The following is an 18,080-nucleotide window of genomic DNA, read 5'->3' as shown; positions in this document are numbered from 1 at the left end:
TACCAATAATGACCACCACCGTCTCTTCCAAGCTTCCGCCGTTATATCATCGCTTTTTTCCGGATTTTATTGAAAACGAAATCCCTGCTGAAACCATTGCGACCTGCGATGATTGCGTATTTTGTCGACAGCCCCAAAATCCCTTCATTAATACCAAATGCTGTACCTATTATCCCCAAATGTCTAATTACCTCATTGGGGGTTTATTACAGGATTCAGGATGGACTGAGGGAAAAAAACGCATGAGTGCGTTGATAAAATCACGAAAAGGGGTTACTCCCTACGGCCTGATTCGCCCTAAAGGATATGATTTGTTGGATCAAGAGTTGCGCTCTTTGCACCCTACCGATACAGGTTGGACTCAGATGGAGGTCGAGGCGCTCCGGTGCCCCTTTTATGACAAAGGGCAGTGTACGGTATGGGCGTATAGAGAGCATTGTTGTTCTACCCATTTTTGTTTTTCAGTGGGAGGAAAAAAAGGAAAACAATTTTGGTCGCTATTAAATGACTACCTGATTTTGGTCGAAAAAGAATTGTCTAAGTATGCTTTGTATCAGTTGGGTTGGGAGGCTGATAAGCTATTGTTGGAGAAGCCTGATTGTCGAAACATATTAATAGACAATCCATTAGGTGAAATCAATGAGGAACATTATGCGGCACTTTGGGGAGTGTGGGCAGGTCGGGAAGAACAACTTTATGCGGCTTGTTACGAGATTATTTCTCAACTTGATTTAGATACTTTTGAACGCATCATGGGGGTAAATCACCAAATTTATTTGGCAAAATTGACGCTTTCCAAAACCCAGTTTCAAGTTCCTGACATCCCTGAATTTTTAATTTATAATCGCAAAATAGACACTGAGACCACAAAAGAGGGTGACATTCGTTATTTATCTTCAGGTACCCACGTGGTTGTTTCCCCATTGATCCATAAATTGGTTGATAAATTTGACGGAACTCGCACTTACCATAGCTTATCTTCCTTGTTTATTCCCTTCGGCATCGACTTTCAGAAAGACTATCTTTTGATGTTATATCTAAATAACATATTGATTAAGAAAGAGGCTTAGTAACCGAAAAACCGAGAAATGTAAAACTGAAAAACCGCAAAACTGTGAAATTGAAAACTACAAAACTGAAAAATGTATTGTAACGGCGTATCGTACAGGCAGGTTCTCAAACCAGTCTTGAAAGCCAGCATACGTTTGAAATAGGAATGCAGGAAATGACAGAGAGGAATTGTGCTTATCAGAAGTTTTGCTTTAATTTTATACATTACAATTACATTTTAACTGGGCTTATTGCCGTAATTATCTTAAGTCATGAATTTTGATGCAAATCAAACCTTTAAGCTTTCCCCCCGTCAGGTATCTTCTAGCCTTGACAATGAGACTATTATCTTGAATCATGATGCGGGGATTTATTATGATCTTAATGAGGTAGGAACCTTTATATGGGAGCAACTCCAACAAAAACCTTCAACACTTGCAGAACTTAAAAACGCTGTCTTGGAAGAATTTGAGGTAGAAGAGGCTACCTGCGAGAATGATATCAAGTCGCTCCTAATGCAATTGATGGATGAAAAACTGGTGGAGACGCTTTAAAAAATGGCTTGCTCTTCCGAACTCGGATAAGTGGCTTCTGCTTCAGGCCACAGCCGCTATATTATTGATAAAATTAGGCCTTAAGCTGTTGTCTTTCAAAACTTTCAAAACCGTTTATGCGCATTGCATTGCAAACCCCGCTGCCAAAAACTACCCAACATCATACATACAACAGTTGGTTTGGAGCATAAGTGCGGTTAGCTCAGCGCTTCCGTTATCTATATTGTGTCTTCCTCAAGCATTGGCGGTAAAATTTTTTTTACGGGGCGATGACTGCTTTGTTTTGAAAATCGGTGTGGCTAATCCGGTGCAACAATTCAGTGCCCATGCGTGGGTTGAAAAAGAAGGGAAAATTGTCATTGGCGACGTGCCGAACGTGAGTTACGTCCCGCTGTGGGATTGGAATTAAACATAATTATCAACACAAATTGAAAAGGGTGAAGTATAAGGTGAGTCTAGATTTATTCTAAACTTGCAACCCATTTTTCACTAGTTACAAACCAATTGCACAATGCTTTTTCGGGCGTATGATTTGACCATTGATTCAGATATAGATCTTCAGTTGCCTGCGGCAAAAGGGGAAGTAGATATTGTGTTGAAAGAAGCGCAGTTCACCTTGCCAAAATTGCATCAAACCTTGATTTATAGAAAAGGAGTACGCGCCCAATTTGGTGAAAATGACACGTGTATATTCCTGCATTGGCCAGAATTGGCTAATTTTAAAATGACAGGCGGAAGGGTGTTGGAATATGAAAAATTGACGGATGATGAAGATGTATTCAGACTTTTTGCCCTCAGCGAAGCCCTGGGAATGGTGTTGTTTCAGCGGAATCTTTTTTTGTTACACGGAAGCGCAGTGCAGGTAGGTGCCAAGGCAACCGTATTTATTGGCCGCCCGGGTGCGGGAAAATCAACTACTTTGTCGGCATTTGCACAGCTGGAACACGCTATTTTGAGCGATGACCTTACCGCGATATGGTTTGATGCCGCTGGCCAGCCTTTTGTACTTCCGGGTTTTCCACAGGTAAAGATTTGGGAAAGTGCGGTAGACAATCTGGGGTTTGATAAAAACCTTTTACAACCGGCCTTTGAGGGGCATAATAAATTTTTGTATCAGCAGCCGTTGTCTGTTTTTCCTACCACACTCGTTCCTCTTCATCAAATTATTATTTTACAACGCCCTTATTCCCAAAAAGTAGGTAAGCTAAAACTGATTGAAAGCCCGATTGAATTGTTTCGCCACTTTCCTTTGCCGCCCCAGCTGTTGAAAGGGGCGGCATTACAGCGCCATTTTGAGGATTGTATTCGCCTGGTCAAAGCGGTGAATATCCTAAAAATGCGCCGACCTCGTAATTTTTATCTTTTGAAAAAGTGGGTAAAACAACAGGTGGCCTCCGCTGGAGAATAGATGGCTGAGTCTCTAAATTGTGTTTGATTGTGGAGTAATATGCAGGCTAAATTGTCGTAAATAGGCATATATTATTAACTTGCTGCAATATCAAAGAACGATTGCAGAAAAGTGAATACGAGAATATTTATTCGGTTTTTTTTTCTGGGAATAGGCATACAGCACTTGATGGCCCAAGTTCTCCCTTACACCAATGACTGGATTCGTTATGAACAGCCCTACTTCAAAATTACGGTAAAGCAAGAAGGGGTATACCGAATCAGTGTTGACCAATTGCGCAAAGCGGGTTTTCCAGTTGCGTCCGCACCAGCAGAGCAGTTGTCCTTATTTTATCGGGGAGAAGAAATCGCGGTTCGGGTAACTGGCGTTACTAATGGTAAATTAACGGAAAGTAGTTACGTCGAATTTTTCTCTCAAGCAAACACTGGAGTTCAGGACAGTCTAGTTTACCGACCTTACTCGGCCCGCCCGCCAACGACGGTGAGCCTTTACAGTGACGAAAGCACCTATTTCCTGACTGTTGTTCCTAATCATAAAGGTAAACGAGTAGAGGAGATTGGCTATCAGGCCAGCGCTGCCGCCCCCGAAGCCTTTCATTTAGAACGAGAGGTAAAACAGTACAAAGACGAATGGTCGTTCAATAATAACAATGGCTTGGTGCCTTTTTTACAGCAAAGCTATTACGAAAAAGGCGAAGGATGGACGGGCAAAATGATTCGACGCGACTCATTGGCCCAGGTGATGATTGCACTCACCAATCGGGTGGCATCTTCTAGTTATCCCATTCAACTCACCGCCCTGTTGAACGGTCGCTATGAGTCATTTCATTTGATCAATGTCTCGGTGGGCCAACGCACATTTTCAACCCTTGATTTTTTTGGATTCAATCATCAATCCGTCAAAACCACGGTTGCTGAAAATGAGCTAAATGCAGGGGATATGTTTGCGCTCAGAATGAAATCGAATTTGAACAATCAATACGAGTTCTACTCTCTCACGAAATACGAAGTCGTTTATCCTCAGCGATTTGAAATGACCGACCGTGCTTCAAAATATTTTTATCTGCTCCCTAATCCTGCCAACCAGTCAACGGTAGCCATTGCAGGGATGCCCTCATCGGTTACCCCGATTGTCTATGATGTAACCCAACCTATGAACCCGCGAGTGCTTGAAAGTAGATGGTCTAACGGGCGTTGGCAGGCCGTTGTGCTGGGCACGGCACAATCCCGAACATTGTTTGTGACAACAGTTGTTCAATCGGTTGAGTCTTTTAAAAAAGTAAACTTTACCCCTTACCCCACGGAGGTTGATTATGTTATCGTTACCCATAAAACCCTTGAAAACGCTGCCCACGCCTATGCCGATTACCGCAAATCTGCCGAAGGAGGAGGTCATCAAGTACTGGTTGCCGATATTGAACAACTCTACGATCAATTTAATTATGGTGAGCGCGGGCCATTGGGCATTCGGAATTTCCTCAATTATCAACTCCAGTCGGGCAAAAAAGCCCCTTACTTATTGCTCATCGGCAATGGGGTCAGCTTTCCGGATGTTCTTAAAACTTGGCAGGACCGTGATTTTGTTCCTACATTCGGTTATCCAGGTTCGGATGTGTTGTTGTCGGCGGGATTGGGTGGAGCACACCAAAATACGCCTGCGTTCAGAACGGGTCGTATAAGCGCTTCCACCCCTCAGCAGGTTTTGGCGTATTTGAATAAAGTAAAGGAATTTGAAAAAGCGCCGCCTGCCCTGAATGCAAAAAAAATCTTACACCTGAGTGGTGGTAAATCAGCGGAAGAAATACAACAATTAAAAGGAATTTTGGCCGATTTAGAGCCATTGGTGGAAAAATCATCATTGGGCGGCAAGGTGGGAGTATATACAAAACGCACTACCGAATCCGTAGAGAATCTTTCCATTGCCGATCAGGTCAACAAGGGGGTGGGTATGGTTACGTTTATGGGGCACGCGTCGCCTACGGTGCCCGACCTCAACATTGGCTACGCCTCCGACCCCACCACCCAATTGGCCAATAGAGGTCGGTACCCGTTTATGTATTTCAATGGCTGCGGGGTCGGGAATGTCTTTTATCGGTACGAAACCTTAGCGGCTGATTGGCTGCTGACGCCCGAAAAAGGTTCAATTGGCGTGCTTTCCAATTCTTTTTGGAGTTATCCTTCCATTTCGGCGCATTACCTGAAAGAACTTTATTCGGCCATGTTTGACCAAGAAGCAACCTTGGGGAAGCCCATCGGTGAAATTTTGCAGAAAGTGAGTAACACCATTGCCACCACCAAAGAGAACGAATTTGACATTGCCAATGTGCATCAACTCATTCTTTTGGGCGACCCAGCGGTGGTGTTATTTAAAATCAATAAGCCTGATTATGCCGTTGAAACGAAGGGGGTGTTTGTTCAAAGCCAAAAATCGTTTTCGCAGTCAGATTCGGTGCAGGTGGGCGTTATCATTACCAATTCGGGAAAAGTAGATGAACGGCTGAAGAGTTTTACCATCAGACTTAGCCTAACCGAAACCAACGGCACGGTTTCCTCCAGAATGTTTTCGGTAAAGGCTCCGACTCAAAAAGACACGCTGTTTTTGAGCATTAAAAAGAACGCTGGCTTCAGCAATATAAAAGTATTTCTGGATGCGACACAGCAAATTGAAGAATTGAACGAGCAAAACAACGAAGCACAATTGATGCTAAACTGGCCACTGGTAGAACCGCTCACGCGCTACCCTGCATACACCACAACTGACCGTGTTAATCCTGTCATGGAGGTGACCGTTGATGGTAAAGTGATTCAGAATGGGGCACTTGTGTCTTCAATGCCTGTTTTTAACGTTTTGCTTTTTGATGATAATCCGTGGGAATTAGACACCAATTTGGTACAATTATACCTCAAATCCTGCGACTCCTGTGCGTTCAAATTACTGACCAATGGGTTATTTGAGTTGAAAACACTCCGAAATCTAGCTGTTCAGTTCAAGCCGGGGGTATTGGCGGCTGGGAAGTATGAATTATTGGTGCAGGCAAGGGATGTGAATGGAAATGGTGCGGGAATTCCGTACCGTGTTCAATTCCGCATTGGGGAGGTGCAAAAGCGACTTAACATCGTCGTAGCGCCCAATCCCTCAAGGGGTTATGCACGATTTATGTATGAGTTGAGCGGAGCGGTGGCAGAGGGTGTTTTGACGATTTATTCCGAAGAAGGGAAAAAAGTTAAGGAGGTGAAATTCGATGCCCAACTGGGTGAAAACGAGTTGTACTGGACCGACCCGCCTGCTTCTGGAACATACATATATCGTTGCAGAATTGGAGAAAAAATAGCCACGGGAAAGTTCATTATTGACTAACGCAGCGGGCGTTATTCTTTGCCGTATGCGTTGATTTTTAGGATTTTTTGGTGGCCAAATTCAATGATACCTTTCCCTAGGCAATCGACGTTTTGACAGTATTGTAGGCTGGTACTTTCTTTATAAATCAGCCCGACGTTTGGTGCGTAGCGTTCTGTGAAGTTAATCAAAGAAACCAAGCTTGAATCTTTTTGTTGAACAATCTCCAAATTGGTAGAGAATGTGAGGGAATTAATACTAAAAGGCAGATTGGTGAAACGAGCTTCACAGGTTTGGGGCGGTAGGGTATTGTATTGGTTTGCGTTCCACGTAAGACCGTCGAAAAGCGGAAAAATCATTTTTAAGAGGGGACGATTATTTTCGATTTTTACGGCGCGGTCGGGCAAGAGGTAGGCCGTCCACACTGAGTCTAGTGACCAATTTTGGTCGACAGTGTTTCTTCTAAAACGGTTGATTTGATATTGCCCCGTTGTCCCCTTAAGTTCGGAGCCGCAAACTTCTTTCAGAAAATAAGTGATTTTTACAGGGGGCTTGCTCAGCGCATAGGACGTTTCCTGCACTTCGTACTCTACAAATCGCCCAGTTTCCAAAGGGAAAAAGCGGTAATCAGATTCTTTGGGAGTTGGCCCAGAAGAGGTACATCCTGCCAATAGCGCCAATTCAATAAGTAACCAATAATTTTTTGTCACGATTTATAAGGGAGATAACCATTTACCCAAATATAGTATGCAGTTAAATACGCTTTACATTTTGATGAAAATCGTTCTTAAACGGTCGTCATCATAGTAGTAGGTTTGTTGAAATAAATTATTTGAGGAGGAGTTTTAGCTGAAAATGGTAATTTTACGCTTATTAAGGGTATACATTTTATTCCTTGACACAAAAAAATGAATGTGTCGATCTGAAATTCAATCCGTGGAATCGAGTGTATTGCTTAGATTTACAGTACACGAAAGCAATAAAACGTAAGTTGACATGAATATTGATTTATCGCAAACTTTTAAACTCACACACAATCAAGTATCATCGAGTCTTGATAATGAGACGATTATCCTAAATCACGATGCGGGGGTATATTATGGACTTGATGAAGTAGGCACTCTGATTTGGGAGCAGTTGCAACAGAAACCCACCACCGTTGAAGAGTTGAAAAAAGCGGTTTTAGCCGAATTTGAAATTGATGAAGCCACGTGTGAAAACGATATAAAAACGCTTTTGAAGGAATTAATGGACGAAAAACTCGTGGAAATAGTTTAGGCATACTGGGAGTTTCCTTTTTGTATTTAATTCTTTAATTGATTCCTTGATGCTTTTTCGCGCGTATACATTAACCATTGATTCCGATATTGATCTACAATTGCCCAAGGGTGAAGGTAAAGCCGATATTATCATTGAAAAGGCCCGATTTTCTGCGGGAAAGCAATTTCAAACGCAAATTTATCGAAAAGGGGTACGGGCAAAATTTGGTGGTGTAGGCAACACAACGATGCTAGACTGGGAAGGGATTGCGCGCTTCAAAGCCCTGTTAGGAAATCGGTTAGAGTATGAAAAAATGACCAATGATGAAGGCGTTTTTCGGCTTTTTGCGTTGAGCGAAGCTTTGGGAATGGTGTTGTTTCAACGTAATCTTTTTTTGCTTCATGGAAGCGCCGTCAAAATAGGAGAGCAGGCAACGATTTTTATCGGGCGGCCAGGAGCAGGCAAATCAACGACGGTGTCGGCGTTTGCGCAGCGGGATTATCCAATATTGAGTGATGATTTGACCGCCGTTTGGTTCGATGAAAAAGGAAACCCCTACGTACTACCCGCGTTTCCGGAGCTTAAGATTTGGGAAAATACGGTGAATAACTTAGGGTTTGATAAAACTCAATTGCAACCCGCTTTTGAGGGGCATAATAAATTTTTGTATCAACAACCGATTGCTAATTTCCCCCGCGACCCTGTGCCGCTTCAACAAATCATTATTTTGCAACGGCCTTATTCCAAACAAGCGGGAGCGGTAAAGTTAACACAGTCGCCCGTGGAGTTGTTTCCACATTTTCCGCTTCCGTCGCGGTTGTTAGAGGGGAATTCCCTACAGCGCCATTTTGAAGATTGTATTCGACTCAGAAGAGCCGTTCCTATCGTGAAAGTACCGCGCCCGAAAAACTTTACGTTGCTGAAACGGTGGGTTGAGCAGTGGCCTATGTCTTTTTAATTTTCAAACGCTTGGAGTTGCTGTTCAACAAAAGCAATTTCATCATCTACCCCCACGTTTGTTCTTATTTTTTGCAGTTTTTTTAGCAAGTTTTCCAGAAATAGTTTGTGGGCTGCAGAGTTGGGTTGCAGCGGGCGGTGCGCCATTTCTTGCTTTAGTTTCTGCCATTCTCTGACAAATTGTTTGAGAGAATCATCAAAATAGGTTTCTGAAAACCGTTGAAAAATATATTGCTCCGCAGTTTCGTTGGGGTGAATAAGGTCGGGCTTATAAAAGCGATAATCGCGCAGGTCATCTAGCAAAAGTTCGTATGCGGGAAAGTAATGGACATTCTCCACAGTCTCGCTTAGTTCATGACAAGCAACCCTCAAAATGGATTTACTAACGGCATTGAGCGGCAAGGTGTCGCGGGTGTGCCGTACGGGGCTGACGGTCAAGATAACCGCTATGGAAGGATTTTCTGAACGGAGTAATGAGCAAATACCCCTGAAATCTTCTACAATGGCCTCTATAGATAAAAGCTCGCGCCTAAACTGTTTGTTGGGCACTTTGTGGCAATTGGCAACGATACATTGGGTGGCTATCTGCCGATAAACATACGCCGTTCCGAAGGTAATAATCAACCACTTAGTATTCAAGAGCCACTCCCGTACCCGATGCAACTGATGAGTCAACTGCGTAGTAAGGGCTTCTTTAGTGGGAGCCCAGCACGAAGAGTGAAAGTCATAATGAAACCAAATGCCCTGATTTTCAACGTATAAATTTTCGTCGGTAAGTTGCCGGTTGATTGACTGCCGAAGAAGTTTTGTGATGGAAAGCGGGTTAAAAATAGTCCCGAAGGGGTTAGCCAGGGTAGGGACTTTATTATCAACCAATTTTTGTCCAATCACTTCCGCAAAACACGACCCTACCGTCAAAATGGGCGTTTGAAGGATGATTTTTTCGTTACTTTGAGCAAGAAAAATTTCGGTTCGAAAATGCACAGAAAGAGTTGTATAAAGAACGTGTGGCGTTGATTTAATGTATTTTCAAATTTAAGAATATAGCGTTCATTATCAAAATGAATATAGAGTTTTAAAAAACGCATCAATGACCTAATTTTTTCCTTCGAAATGGTACAACATAACCCTTCCAAAGGGCATCGTCTCTCTTCATTAAATGTCGTTATTTACTTTTTGGAATCATTTTTTATTGCTTTTTGCTCATTTTTGGCATACTTTTCGTTATATCCACAACACTACATTGAGACTGCGGTATATGAAATTAAGGACATTGATTACACTTTTATTTATTGAAGTATTTTCTCAACGGGTTTTTGCTCAGGAGTTTATCGGTCAGCACAGTAGCAACTACGCGGGTATCAACCGGGCAACCTTCAATCCTTCGTCAATCGCAGGGACGCGCTATCGGTACCACATCAATCTGGTGTCTTTTAATGCGACCATCACCAATCGCTACTTTAAATATTTTCGGACGGATGCACTCTTTCATCCTTTCAGGAATGCCTACGCCGAAAAAGACATGTACGGCAAATCCAAACTGACTGGTACGCAAACACAAGGCGAAAATATCAACGTAACTGCCGAACTCAGAACACCGTCGGGCTACGTGGGTTTGGGGAAAAACAATTGGCTTGTCGTGGGTTTTCAGTCACGTATGAGAGGTTTTGTGCAAGGGTCAGGGGTTCCGCCTGTGATTTTTGATAGCTATAAAAACCGCCTTGACGATGGCCTTACCAAGGCTTCTACGGGGAGTTTCAAGGATTTTACGTTTAATCAACACTCTTTTTTTGAAACGGGACTGACCTTTGCAGCCATGCCCATACGAATAGAGGGGCTGATTCGGGTCAAAGTGGGAGCGACCATCAAACGCCTTTCGGGCGCCAGAAACGTGTACCTCAACCTCAAGAGCGCCAATTATCAAGTTCGTCCCCTGAATCAGGAAGAATATGTACTTGATTTATCGAATGTAAATTATGAATACGGCTACACTCAACCCGTAAAAGCCTTTGGGCTAGGTAGTTTGTTTTCGGCTGATTATGGCTCGGGTACGGCGCTTGATTTGGGCGCTACGGTAGAGCTAGGGCGCATCAGAAACCATTCTCAAGACCGGGCCAATTACATTTTGCGCGTCGGGGCGGCGATTACGGATGCGGGCAAAATCAGTTACCCAAGTACGGGAAAACAATACAGCGGCACGCTCAATAAGCTGACTATCAATCAGGAACAAATTATTGATTTGGGGAATAACTCGGTCAAAAACCTAGAAACAATCTTTGGGAAGTCTGATTCACGCGACTATGGCTATGAAACACAGCTTCCGCGTACCATCAACATAGATGCTGACGTACAGTTTGCGAAGTCGTTTTTTGTGAATGCCACTTGGATAAAACCGACCAATACGGGTGCATTGCCAACGTATATTTTTCAACCTGAGCTATTCTCGTTGACCCCGCGTTTTGAAGGGGAAGATGTTGAATTTACCCTGCCAGTTACGTGGATAAACGGCAATCAAAATCCAACAATTGGGTTTTCGGTACGTTTTGGGCCTGCCTATATTGGTTTCAGTAATTTTGGCGCGCTCGTCAGCCGAAGCGTACAGCCTCGCGGCACACTTGCCTATTTTGGGGTTCAATTATGGAAGTTGAACGAAAAAGCTCTCACCAAAAGAAGAAAAAGATAGCTGCTACGCTTAACCTCCTGCTTTTTTTGCTTTGTAGCCTTTGGCCAACAGCCACGTCAGAATCTTGTCTCTGAAATCTCCCTGAATTAAAATTTCGCGGTCTTTGGCCGTGCCGCCCGTGCCGCAGAGGGTTTTGAGCTGTTTGGCCAAATCCTCCATGTCGCCCGTTTTTCCCGTCCATCCTTTGATGGCCGTCACTACTTTTCCGCCGCCTTTGCGCTCAAGCCATACTTTAAGTTCCTGCTGGTTGGGCGTGGGTGTCTCGGCATCTTCGTCCGAATCGTCGTCGTTGTATTGGAAGCTGGGGTCGGTGGAATAAACGATGCCGCTGCGTTGCTTTTTTGACATACTTCTGCTATTTGATGCCCCGAAAATGCAGCTTTTTAGACGTTTTCGCAAACATTACGTTTCAAATCATCATTTGAGACGTGTCAAATCATGTTTTGAAGCATAGAAGGTTTGGCCTTGCTCCACTTTTGCATCATCAATCGCAACGGAGCAATTGACTAACCATCTTACAAACCATGAAAAAGTTACTGCCAGCATTCATCATCAGTTTGGGATTCGTCACTACGTCGTGCCGGACGCTCACTTCTACCACCACTATTAAAGCGCAGGACAGTTTTGTATTGGGTAACAACGAACACGGCAAGTTTTCGGTCAAACTAAAAAATGTATCGGCCAACGAGGTACAACTTTGGAAAGCACCGATTGGCGGCGGGCAGCATTCGCCCGTAACCGTAAAACCTAACGAAACCATTAAGACAAAACTGGACAAAAACACCGCGTTGCGCATCGAAAACAAATCCAACGAACAAGTTGCGGTTGAGCTTTTGGTAAAAGGTGATACGGGGCTTTCGATGGGTTACAAAAAGTAATCTTAGTTCTAAAAACACAACCAGTATTATGGTGGATTTTGCACGGTTACAGCCCTAAACATCCTTTTTTGTTACGAAGAATTGCCTGTAATCAACTTATTATCAATTGTATAAAGATAAAACTTATGAAAAAGATAGTATTTGTAAGTGTGTTTTTTAGTCTCCTTGGCTTACTGGTTCAAGCCCAACGCGGGCCGTTAAAGGGCACGGGCAAAGTCGTTCAGAAGAGTTACGACATTCGGGATTTTGACAAGATTAATCTGGAAGATTTGGATGGAAAGATTGAAGTGGAAATCGGCAAAACGTTCTCGATAAAAATCGAAATTGATGAAAACTTAGAGCCGTTGTTGTATGTCGGTAAAGAAGGAAAAGAGGGCGTGTTGACGATTGGTTTGAAAGGAAATGCCAGCAATAAACTCTACGTGGAAGATACACGCATAAAAGTGAAGGTGACCATGCCCGAAGCCTCTGTGATTCAGCACCGTGGCAACAGCAGTATGCACGTTGCGGGTATTGTAGGGCGGTATTTTAGGTTAGAAAATAGTGGCAATGGTAACGCCACCCTCCAAGGAAATATTGACGAACTCGACATTAAAAAGGACGGAAATGGCGATGTTAACGCCCAAAAACTAATTGCCAAAACTGCCAAGGTAAAATCTTACGGCAACGGAAATGTGGACGTACATGCGCAAATATCGCTCACGGCGCATGGCTCGGGCAACGGAAATGTAGGTCAGTTTGGGCCTGGCAAAGTAGAACACATCTCTGGAATAATGGGCAATGGCTCTGTTAGGATTAAACATTAAACAAACAGTACGCCAAGCAGGTTGTAGAAAAAGCACATTTTCTCTATGTCAATCTATCAAACGCCTTTACAATTCGGATACTTTTTAGGGTTACTATTTGCGGTTTTACTGTGGTTTCGTGGTTGGCAGGAAGAGCGGCTTTCCGATAAATTTTTAGGATGGGTCATGTTCTTTCTCGCCATGGAGATTCAGGATTACACGTTTGGTTTTTCGGGAATCAATATCCTTTGGGAAAAATTTGACGGGTTTCCCCGATACTTTCATCTGGCTTTTGCGCCTACCATTTACTTCTACCTTAAAGCCCAAATCAACCGTCATTTTCGGTTTAAAGCCGCACATTTGTGGCATTATTCGTTTTATGCCGTTTACTTTCTGGTTAATTTCGTGGTTTTTGTGCAGGGAAAAAAAACGATTGACACCTTTCGAAGTTCGGAATTGGCGTATTGGTTGGGTTGGCTGGAGAGCATTGCCATTTGGGGTTCTTATATTTACTATTTTTATCAATCGCTGTGGCTCTACAAAGAATACCGCCGCTGGGTCGAAACCCAGTTTTCCGACACAGAAACCATCAGTTTTGTGTGGATTCGTAATTTTATTTACCTCATCATTGCGGGAGAAGTGTTTAAGCTGAGCTGGTCTATTGCCGATTGGGCCTTGGGCGATTTGCCCTTTGAGCAGGATTGGTGGTGGCATTTGTTCACGGTGGTAATCATCGCCTATGTGGGCATAAAAGGATACGCCCAGCATCAGCCTATCAAACTCATCTTTAAAGATAATAAAGTGGAGGCCATTGGATTATCGTTGGTGGGGGAGCCTGCCAACCCGCCCGCTCATCCACCATCTGGGTCGACCAATGATTATTCGGAGTGGAAACCGAAAATTGAGCAGTTGTTTAAAGAACAAAAGCTGTACCTCGAACCTGAACTTTCGTTGAGCGATTTGGCCACTAAACTCAAAACCAATACCTCGATGCTTTCGGCGGCCATTAATCAAAACTTTGGCAAAAACTTCAATGATTTTGTGAATGAATACCGCGTTGAAGAAGTCAAACGCCAACTCAAAAACCCCTCCAACGCACACTTATCGCTGTTGGGGGTAGCGATGGAATGCGGGTTCAATTCCAAATCGACTTTCAACCGGGCGTTTAAGAAATTTACGGGGCAATCACCGAAAGAGTTTGTGTAGTTGTGGGGGTGTGAGAACAAAAGACCCCGCGTTTTCGTTAAAAATGCATAACCACTTTTTGTGATGTCTTCAATTCCCGTTATCAAACCTACCAAAATCGGCCAAAAAGGACTTTGGATAGCCTTCACAGTCCTGTTGTTATGGTTTGGAAGTTTGGTTTTTTTGCTCCACTATCCTCTTGATTTTCGCGACCCGTTAGTGTATGTCTTTGTGTTGCTGCAAATGCACCTTTATACGGGGGTGTTTATCACCGCTCATGATTCCATTCATGGTGTGGTGGCTCCTCACAATAAGCGATTGAACTATGTGATAGGCTTTCTAAGTGCCTCATTGTTTGCGTTTAACAATTACAAACAACTCTCATCCAAGCATCATTTACATCATCGCCACGCTGCTACGCCCGACGACCCCGATTATCATGACGGGCATCCCAATTTCTTTTTGTGGTTTTTTGCTTTTGCCAAAGAATACGTTTCAGTGTTGCAAGTGCTGTTGATGGCCGTGACATACAACATTTTGAAACTGTGGTTTCCGTGGGAAAACCTGGTGGTTTTTTGGATGATTCCTGCGGTGTTGAGCACCTTTCAGTTGTTTTATTTCGGTACCTATTTGCCCCATCGCGGCGAGCATCACAATCCACCGCTCAATGCGCGCAGTCAATCGCTTAATCACGTCAAAGCGTTTTTGAGTTGTTATTTTTTTGGCTACCATTTGGAGCATCATGCCTATCCTTACCTGCCGTGGTGGCAATTGCCGAAGGCGCGGGAGCGCATGGCAGATGCGGATAAGTAATACTATATTTGTCACCCTGAACAGCGCTGCAATAAGCAAATAATAGGCATCTTCAGGGAAATAAGTATGCTGAATCGCATTGTCTTGGTTTTTCAGTTCCTGCTCATTTGTGCGGTAGTTTATCTCAAGCTCCGCGCTGATTCAGCCTATTTTCTGACTCCCGATTCTCATTTTTATCTTGAGGCGGCTCAAAACTTGCTCAATGGCAAGGGCTACGTCATAACGTTTGAAGGAAAAGAAACTTTCTGCGCTATATGGCCGATTGGCTATTCTGCGCTGATTGCAACGGTGGCTTTTCTGGCTCCTTTTTCGATAGAAATTGCGTCTAAAATTGTGAATCTTCTCGCATTAGCGGGGTGCTTTTGGTTGATTCAGCGTCGTTTTCGGGACAAAGCGTGGTTTGTGTCGTTAGGGTTCTCGGCGTCGTCGTTGATTCAATTATACACAAATACGTGGTCCGAAACGCTGTTTATTTTATTCGTTTTGGGTTTTTGCGTGTTTTTTTCTCCAACAGACCGCGTAAGTCAATGGCAAAAAAAAGGTAGCGTGATTTTTGCTGTGGCCGCCTTTTTTACGCGTTATGCTGGTATTTTTCTGCTGATTCCATTGGTGCTTCGCCGTCAATACAAGGCGGTTTTCTATTTTGTGGTATGGATGGTTGGGTATTTATTCTTCAATTTTTACCACACAGATACTTACACGGGCGGACATGGATTTTGGCCCACGGAGCCTTTCAATCAACGGCTTGGGCGGGGAATGCGCGGTTTGGGAGAGGAATTACTGTTTTTTGCGGTACGTGATTGGGACCTAAAAAACCTTGGCTTGAATGATTCGGTCAAGTGGTTTATTTATGGCATTGCCTTGTTGCAATGGGTGCTTATTGGGATGATTGTGAGGCACTTAATATATTTTTTACGACTGACGAAAAAGATAAAAATCAATGCGGACAACATGACCAAGTTCATGCTGCAAGAGCCCTTTTTTTTAGTGGCCTTGGCTTATTTGCTTTTTACGATAAGCATTTATCTCACAGATGCCTCCATCGAAAGCCTATATTTCAGGCGGTTGGCTCCTTCTTCATTGCTGTTTACGTTGGGCATTTTGGCGCGGGTATCTCAACAAAAACAACTTTTTGAGCGTACCAAGTGGCTTTTTGTCGCTTTCTTTGCGTTATCAATCATTCATTCAATCCCAAAAATAGGAGTGGGTATTTAGTACTATGAGATTTTCTCACTCCTCACTACTAAAAAATGTCCTCACACCACGTTGTTCGCGAAAAGCAGGAACCAGCCCTTTTGATTGCCAACGGCGAGGGCTGTAGTTTTGAATTGATGGGACAATTGCTCGAATGGTCGCCGTTTGTGGTCGTGCTCGACCACGCCATTCATCGGGTATTGGATTTGGGAATAAAGGTGGATGTCCTGTTGGGTGATTTTGACCACAATGTTGACATTGATGAAATTGCCTCCCGACATTATCCGCTCGAAATTGTTCATGCACCCGACCAAGACAAAACGGACTTGGAAAAAGGCATTGAATTTTTGATAGAACGGGGATTCCCAGCCGTAAACATTGTGTGGGCAACGGGCCGCCGCGCTGACCATAGTCTGACAAATATGACGAACATTGTGCGCTACAAAGACCAAATCAAAATCGTGATGCTGGACGATTACTCCAAGATTTTTCCGTTGGTCGGGACCTTTGAAAAATGGTACGTAAAAGGCACGCCCATTTCGCTCGTGCCCGTCGGAATGGTGGAAGGAATCCAAACGGAAGGCTTAAAATACAACCTTCAAGGAGATTATTTGCGGCTCGGCTATCGGAGCGGCAACAGCAACGAAGCAGCGGAAGATGGGTTTGTGAAAATCTCGGCGAGTGCAGGAGATCTGTTGATTATGGAGTGTTGGGATTGATAATTTAGGGTTTTTTGGGTAAAGTCAATTAAAAAATGGAAATATGTTTAATATCGAACCAATACATAAGATTGAAATCGTTTGGGAAGGGCCTTTGACAATAAAAGACGCTAAAGAAAAAAAAGATTTCAAATTCGATTACGGCCTCTACCAAATCTACGGTACTCATCCTGTTTATGGAGCAAATTCTCTTTTGTATATTGGAAAAAGTGATCGAAACGTTTTTAGATACAGAATGGAAAGCCACGAACGTGATTGGATACCTGATGTGCCTTCTGACGTCACCATTTATCTAGGGTATTTTGCAGGAGAATCGGATATATCTCCTGCTGATGAAGATTGGAGTAGGGATATAAACTATGCTGAACGACTGCTTATCTATTGCTGTCAGCCGAGTTTTAATGTAAGGGAGAAATACTTGAAACCGAACTTTGAAAATGAAATTATAGTGCTAAATTTTGGAAAAAGGCATCAATTACCTGCTGTATTTTCTTCTTTGATTTTGCATGATGAAAAAAAAAGATTGAAAAGATGGGCTTGGTCAGAAAAAATAATACCTACAGCCTCTGACGACAGTATTTGATTTGGGCACGTTAAGATTTTAGTAACTTTGAAAAAATAATCAGGGAGCATGACAGCGTTGGATACACCCCGAAAAATACGAAAAGCACCGAAAAAAGTGCCAGAGAACTTGATTTATGAAATCATGGATGGAAAGCCTGTGTATTATAAAGGTTATCGTCAAGTACTGTCGGGTGAAAAATCTATCGTAGAAATTATGGGGTCAAGTAGTTTACAGGCACTGATTGTGTTCTATTTGTCGGCATTTATCGGCAAGTTTATTGATGAAGAAATGTATACTGTTTTGATTAATGAAGCAGGTTTGCACATTGACCACAAAAATAACTTAGCTAACGATATTGCAATTTTTGAACAGACGGTTTTGACGCCCGATAAAATTTCACGAAAGTACGCAAGTGTACCTCCAAAAATTGCTTTGGAGATAGATATTGATGCCGATGTTGAATCGATGACCGAAACGGGATATATTTATAAGAAGACACAAAAAATGTTGGACTTCGGGACTCAAAAAGTGTTTTGGATTCTTACGGAAGCACAAGTAGTTATGATTGCAACTCCAGAGCGTATCGAAACCCTTCATTGGAATCAAGAGATTGAGCTAATGGAAGACAATAAATTCAATATTGGTGCTTATTTGAGCAAAAAAGGGGTAATTGTAAATTAATATTGAAGGAAA

Annotated in this window: 19 protein-coding genes; 16 read left to right on the top strand and 3 right to left on the bottom strand. The window is 43.1% G+C overall.

Annotation, left to right across the window (positions count from 1 at the left end; genetic code table 11):
- Nucleotides 1–8: 8 nt before the first annotated feature.
- From NCI00_RS01385 to porU2, 5 genes are all read left to right on the top strand, one after another.
- Nucleotides 9–1,070: a hypothetical protein gene (locus tag NCI00_RS01385; RefSeq protein ID WP_253524208.1), complete on the top strand. Its 1,062-nt coding sequence runs from the start codon at nt 9–11 to the stop codon at nt 1,068–1,070.
- Between the two features lie 252 nt (nt 1,071–1,322).
- Nucleotides 1,323–1,604, top strand: coding sequence for a PqqD family protein (locus NCI00_RS01380; protein ID WP_253524206.1), 282 nt, complete (start codon nt 1,323–1,325; stop codon nt 1,602–1,604).
- The gene (locus NCI00_RS01375) at nt 1,579–2,013 is read left to right on the top strand and encodes a lasso peptide biosynthesis B2 protein (protein ID WP_253524204.1); all 435 of its coding nucleotides are present in this window, start codon (nt 1,579–1,581) and stop codon (nt 2,011–2,013) included. The genes NCI00_RS01380 and NCI00_RS01375 overlap by 26 nt, the downstream gene beginning before the upstream one ends.
- 102 nt (nt 2,014–2,115) lie before the next feature.
- A complete protein-coding gene (locus NCI00_RS01370) occupies nt 2,116–3,012 on the top strand; it encodes a phosphoenolpyruvate carboxykinase (ATP) (RefSeq protein WP_253524202.1) in 897 nt (298 codons plus the stop codon).
- A 111-nt stretch (nt 3,013–3,123) separates the two neighbouring features.
- Complete coding sequence (gene porU2 / locus NCI00_RS01365) at nt 3,124–6,369, top strand: putative type IX secretion system sortase PorU2 (RefSeq protein WP_445508841.1); 3,246 nt, start codon at nt 3,124–3,126, stop codon at nt 6,367–6,369.
- A gap of 11 nt (nt 6,370–6,380) precedes the next feature.
- On the opposite strand, the gene NCI00_RS01360 is transcribed toward porU2, so the two are convergent.
- Nucleotides 6,381–7,058 carry a hypothetical protein gene (locus tag NCI00_RS01360; protein ID WP_253524198.1) on the bottom strand — a complete coding sequence of 226 codons (678 nt, stop codon included), beginning with the start codon at nt 7,056–7,058 and terminating at the stop codon, nt 6,381–6,383.
- Nucleotides 7,059–7,344: 286 nt separating this feature from the next.
- Between NCI00_RS01360 and NCI00_RS01355 the strand changes: the two genes are divergently transcribed.
- Entirely contained in the window at nt 7,345–7,626 is a 282-nt protein-coding gene (locus NCI00_RS01355; protein WP_253524195.1) for a PqqD family protein, read from the top strand.
- Nucleotides 7,627–7,675: 49 nt separating this feature from the next.
- The gene (locus NCI00_RS01350; protein ID WP_253524193.1) at nt 7,676–8,566 is read left to right on the top strand and encodes a phosphoenolpyruvate carboxykinase (ATP); all 891 of its coding nucleotides are present in this window, start codon (nt 7,676–7,678) and stop codon (nt 8,564–8,566) included.
- Here the strand turns inward: NCI00_RS01350 and NCI00_RS01345 are convergent.
- The gene (locus NCI00_RS01345; RefSeq protein WP_253524191.1) at nt 8,563–9,549 is read right to left on the bottom strand and encodes a GSCFA domain-containing protein; all 987 of its coding nucleotides are present in this window, start codon (nt 9,547–9,549) and stop codon (nt 8,563–8,565) included. The two genes, NCI00_RS01350 and NCI00_RS01345, sit on opposite strands and share 4 nt — an antisense overlap.
- Before the next feature lie 274 nt (nt 9,550–9,823).
- On the opposite strand from NCI00_RS01345, the gene NCI00_RS01340 reads away from it, so the two are divergent.
- Nucleotides 9,824–11,248: a DUF5723 family protein gene (locus NCI00_RS01340; protein WP_253524189.1), complete on the top strand. Its 1,425-nt coding sequence runs from the start codon at nt 9,824–9,826 to the stop codon at nt 11,246–11,248.
- Nucleotides 11,249–11,257: 9 nt separating this feature from the next.
- On the opposite strand, the gene NCI00_RS01335 is transcribed toward NCI00_RS01340, so the two are convergent.
- A complete protein-coding gene (locus tag NCI00_RS01335; RefSeq protein WP_114460543.1) occupies nt 11,258–11,596 on the bottom strand; it encodes a translation initiation factor in 339 nt (112 codons plus the stop codon).
- A 176-nt stretch (nt 11,597–11,772) separates the two neighbouring features.
- Between NCI00_RS01335 and NCI00_RS01330 the strand changes: the two genes are divergently transcribed.
- The 8 genes from NCI00_RS01330 (at nt 11,773) to NCI00_RS01295 (ending at nt 18,068) form a co-directional block, all read left to right on the top strand.
- Entirely contained in the window at nt 11,773–12,126 is a 354-nt protein-coding gene (locus tag NCI00_RS01330) for a hypothetical protein (protein ID WP_253524186.1), read from the top strand.
- A 125-nt stretch (nt 12,127–12,251) separates the two neighbouring features.
- Nucleotides 12,252–12,932, top strand: a complete 681-nt coding sequence (locus NCI00_RS01325) for a GIN domain-containing protein (protein ID WP_253524184.1) — start codon at nt 12,252–12,254, stop codon at nt 12,930–12,932.
- 45 nt (nt 12,933–12,977) lie between these two features.
- Entirely contained in the window at nt 12,978–14,117 is a 1,140-nt protein-coding gene (locus tag NCI00_RS01320) for a helix-turn-helix domain-containing protein (protein ID WP_253524182.1), read from the top strand.
- 63 nt (nt 14,118–14,180) lie between these two features.
- The gene (locus tag NCI00_RS01315; protein WP_253524180.1) at nt 14,181–14,909 is read left to right on the top strand and encodes a fatty acid desaturase; all 729 of its coding nucleotides are present in this window, start codon (nt 14,181–14,183) and stop codon (nt 14,907–14,909) included.
- 66 nt (nt 14,910–14,975) lie between these two features.
- The gene (locus NCI00_RS01310; protein WP_253524178.1) at nt 14,976–16,124 is read left to right on the top strand and encodes a hypothetical protein; all 1,149 of its coding nucleotides are present in this window, start codon (nt 14,976–14,978) and stop codon (nt 16,122–16,124) included.
- A gap of 35 nt (nt 16,125–16,159) precedes the next feature.
- Nucleotides 16,160–16,822, top strand: coding sequence for a thiamine diphosphokinase (locus tag NCI00_RS01305; RefSeq protein WP_253524176.1), 663 nt, complete (start codon nt 16,160–16,162; stop codon nt 16,820–16,822).
- A 43-nt stretch (nt 16,823–16,865) separates the two neighbouring features.
- Nucleotides 16,866–17,405: a hypothetical protein gene (locus NCI00_RS01300; protein ID WP_253524174.1), complete on the top strand. Its 540-nt coding sequence runs from the start codon at nt 16,866–16,868 to the stop codon at nt 17,403–17,405.
- 48 nt (nt 17,406–17,453) lie between these two features.
- Nucleotides 17,454–18,068 (top strand): Uma2 family endonuclease, encoded by a 615-nt coding sequence (locus tag NCI00_RS01295; RefSeq protein WP_253524170.1) that lies wholly within the window; start codon nt 17,454–17,456, stop codon nt 18,066–18,068.
- Nucleotides 18,069–18,080 lie beyond the last annotated feature (12 nt).

It is taken from the genome of Runella salmonicolor (genome assembly GCF_024158025.1).
Lineage (GTDB): Bacteria > Bacteroidota > Bacteroidia > Cytophagales > Spirosomataceae > Runella > Runella salmonicolor.
This window is presented reverse-complemented; position numbering and strand designations above follow the sequence as displayed.

Coding starts and splice junctions, on each gene's coding strand:
- NCI00_RS01310 (WP_253524178.1), top strand. CDS start 14,976: ATGCTGAATCGCATTGTCTTGGTTTTTCAGTTCCTGCTCATTTGTGCG.
- NCI00_RS01340 (WP_253524189.1), top strand. CDS start 9,824: ATGAAATTAAGGACATTGATTACACTTTTATTTATTGAAGTATTTTCT.
- NCI00_RS01300 (WP_253524174.1), top strand. CDS start 16,866: ATGTTTAATATCGAACCAATACATAAGATTGAAATCGTTTGGGAAGGG.
- NCI00_RS01335 (WP_114460543.1), bottom strand. CDS start 11,596: ATGTCAAAAAAGCAACGCAGCGGCATCGTTTATTCCACCGACCCCAGC.
- NCI00_RS01350 (WP_253524193.1), top strand. CDS start 7,676: ATGCTTTTTCGCGCGTATACATTAACCATTGATTCCGATATTGATCTA.
- NCI00_RS01315 (WP_253524180.1), top strand. CDS start 14,181: ATGTCTTCAATTCCCGTTATCAAACCTACCAAAATCGGCCAAAAAGGA.
- NCI00_RS01305 (WP_253524176.1), top strand. CDS start 16,160: ATGTCCTCACACCACGTTGTTCGCGAAAAGCAGGAACCAGCCCTTTTG.
- NCI00_RS01370 (WP_253524202.1), top strand. CDS start 2,116: ATGCTTTTTCGGGCGTATGATTTGACCATTGATTCAGATATAGATCTT.
- NCI00_RS01355 (WP_253524195.1), top strand. CDS start 7,345: ATGAATATTGATTTATCGCAAACTTTTAAACTCACACACAATCAAGTA.
- NCI00_RS01325 (WP_253524184.1), top strand. CDS start 12,252: ATGAAAAAGATAGTATTTGTAAGTGTGTTTTTTAGTCTCCTTGGCTTA.
- NCI00_RS01380 (WP_253524206.1), top strand. CDS start 1,323: ATGAATTTTGATGCAAATCAAACCTTTAAGCTTTCCCCCCGTCAGGTA.
- NCI00_RS01295 (WP_253524170.1), top strand. CDS start 17,454: ATGACAGCGTTGGATACACCCCGAAAAATACGAAAAGCACCGAAAAAA.
- NCI00_RS01375 (WP_253524204.1), top strand. CDS start 1,579: ATGAAAAACTGGTGGAGACGCTTTAAAAAATGGCTTGCTCTTCCGAAC.
- NCI00_RS01385 (WP_253524208.1), top strand. CDS start 9: ATGACCACCACCGTCTCTTCCAAGCTTCCGCCGTTATATCATCGCTTT.
- NCI00_RS01330 (WP_253524186.1), top strand. CDS start 11,773: ATGAAAAAGTTACTGCCAGCATTCATCATCAGTTTGGGATTCGTCACT.
- NCI00_RS01320 (WP_253524182.1), top strand. CDS start 12,978: ATGTCAATCTATCAAACGCCTTTACAATTCGGATACTTTTTAGGGTTA.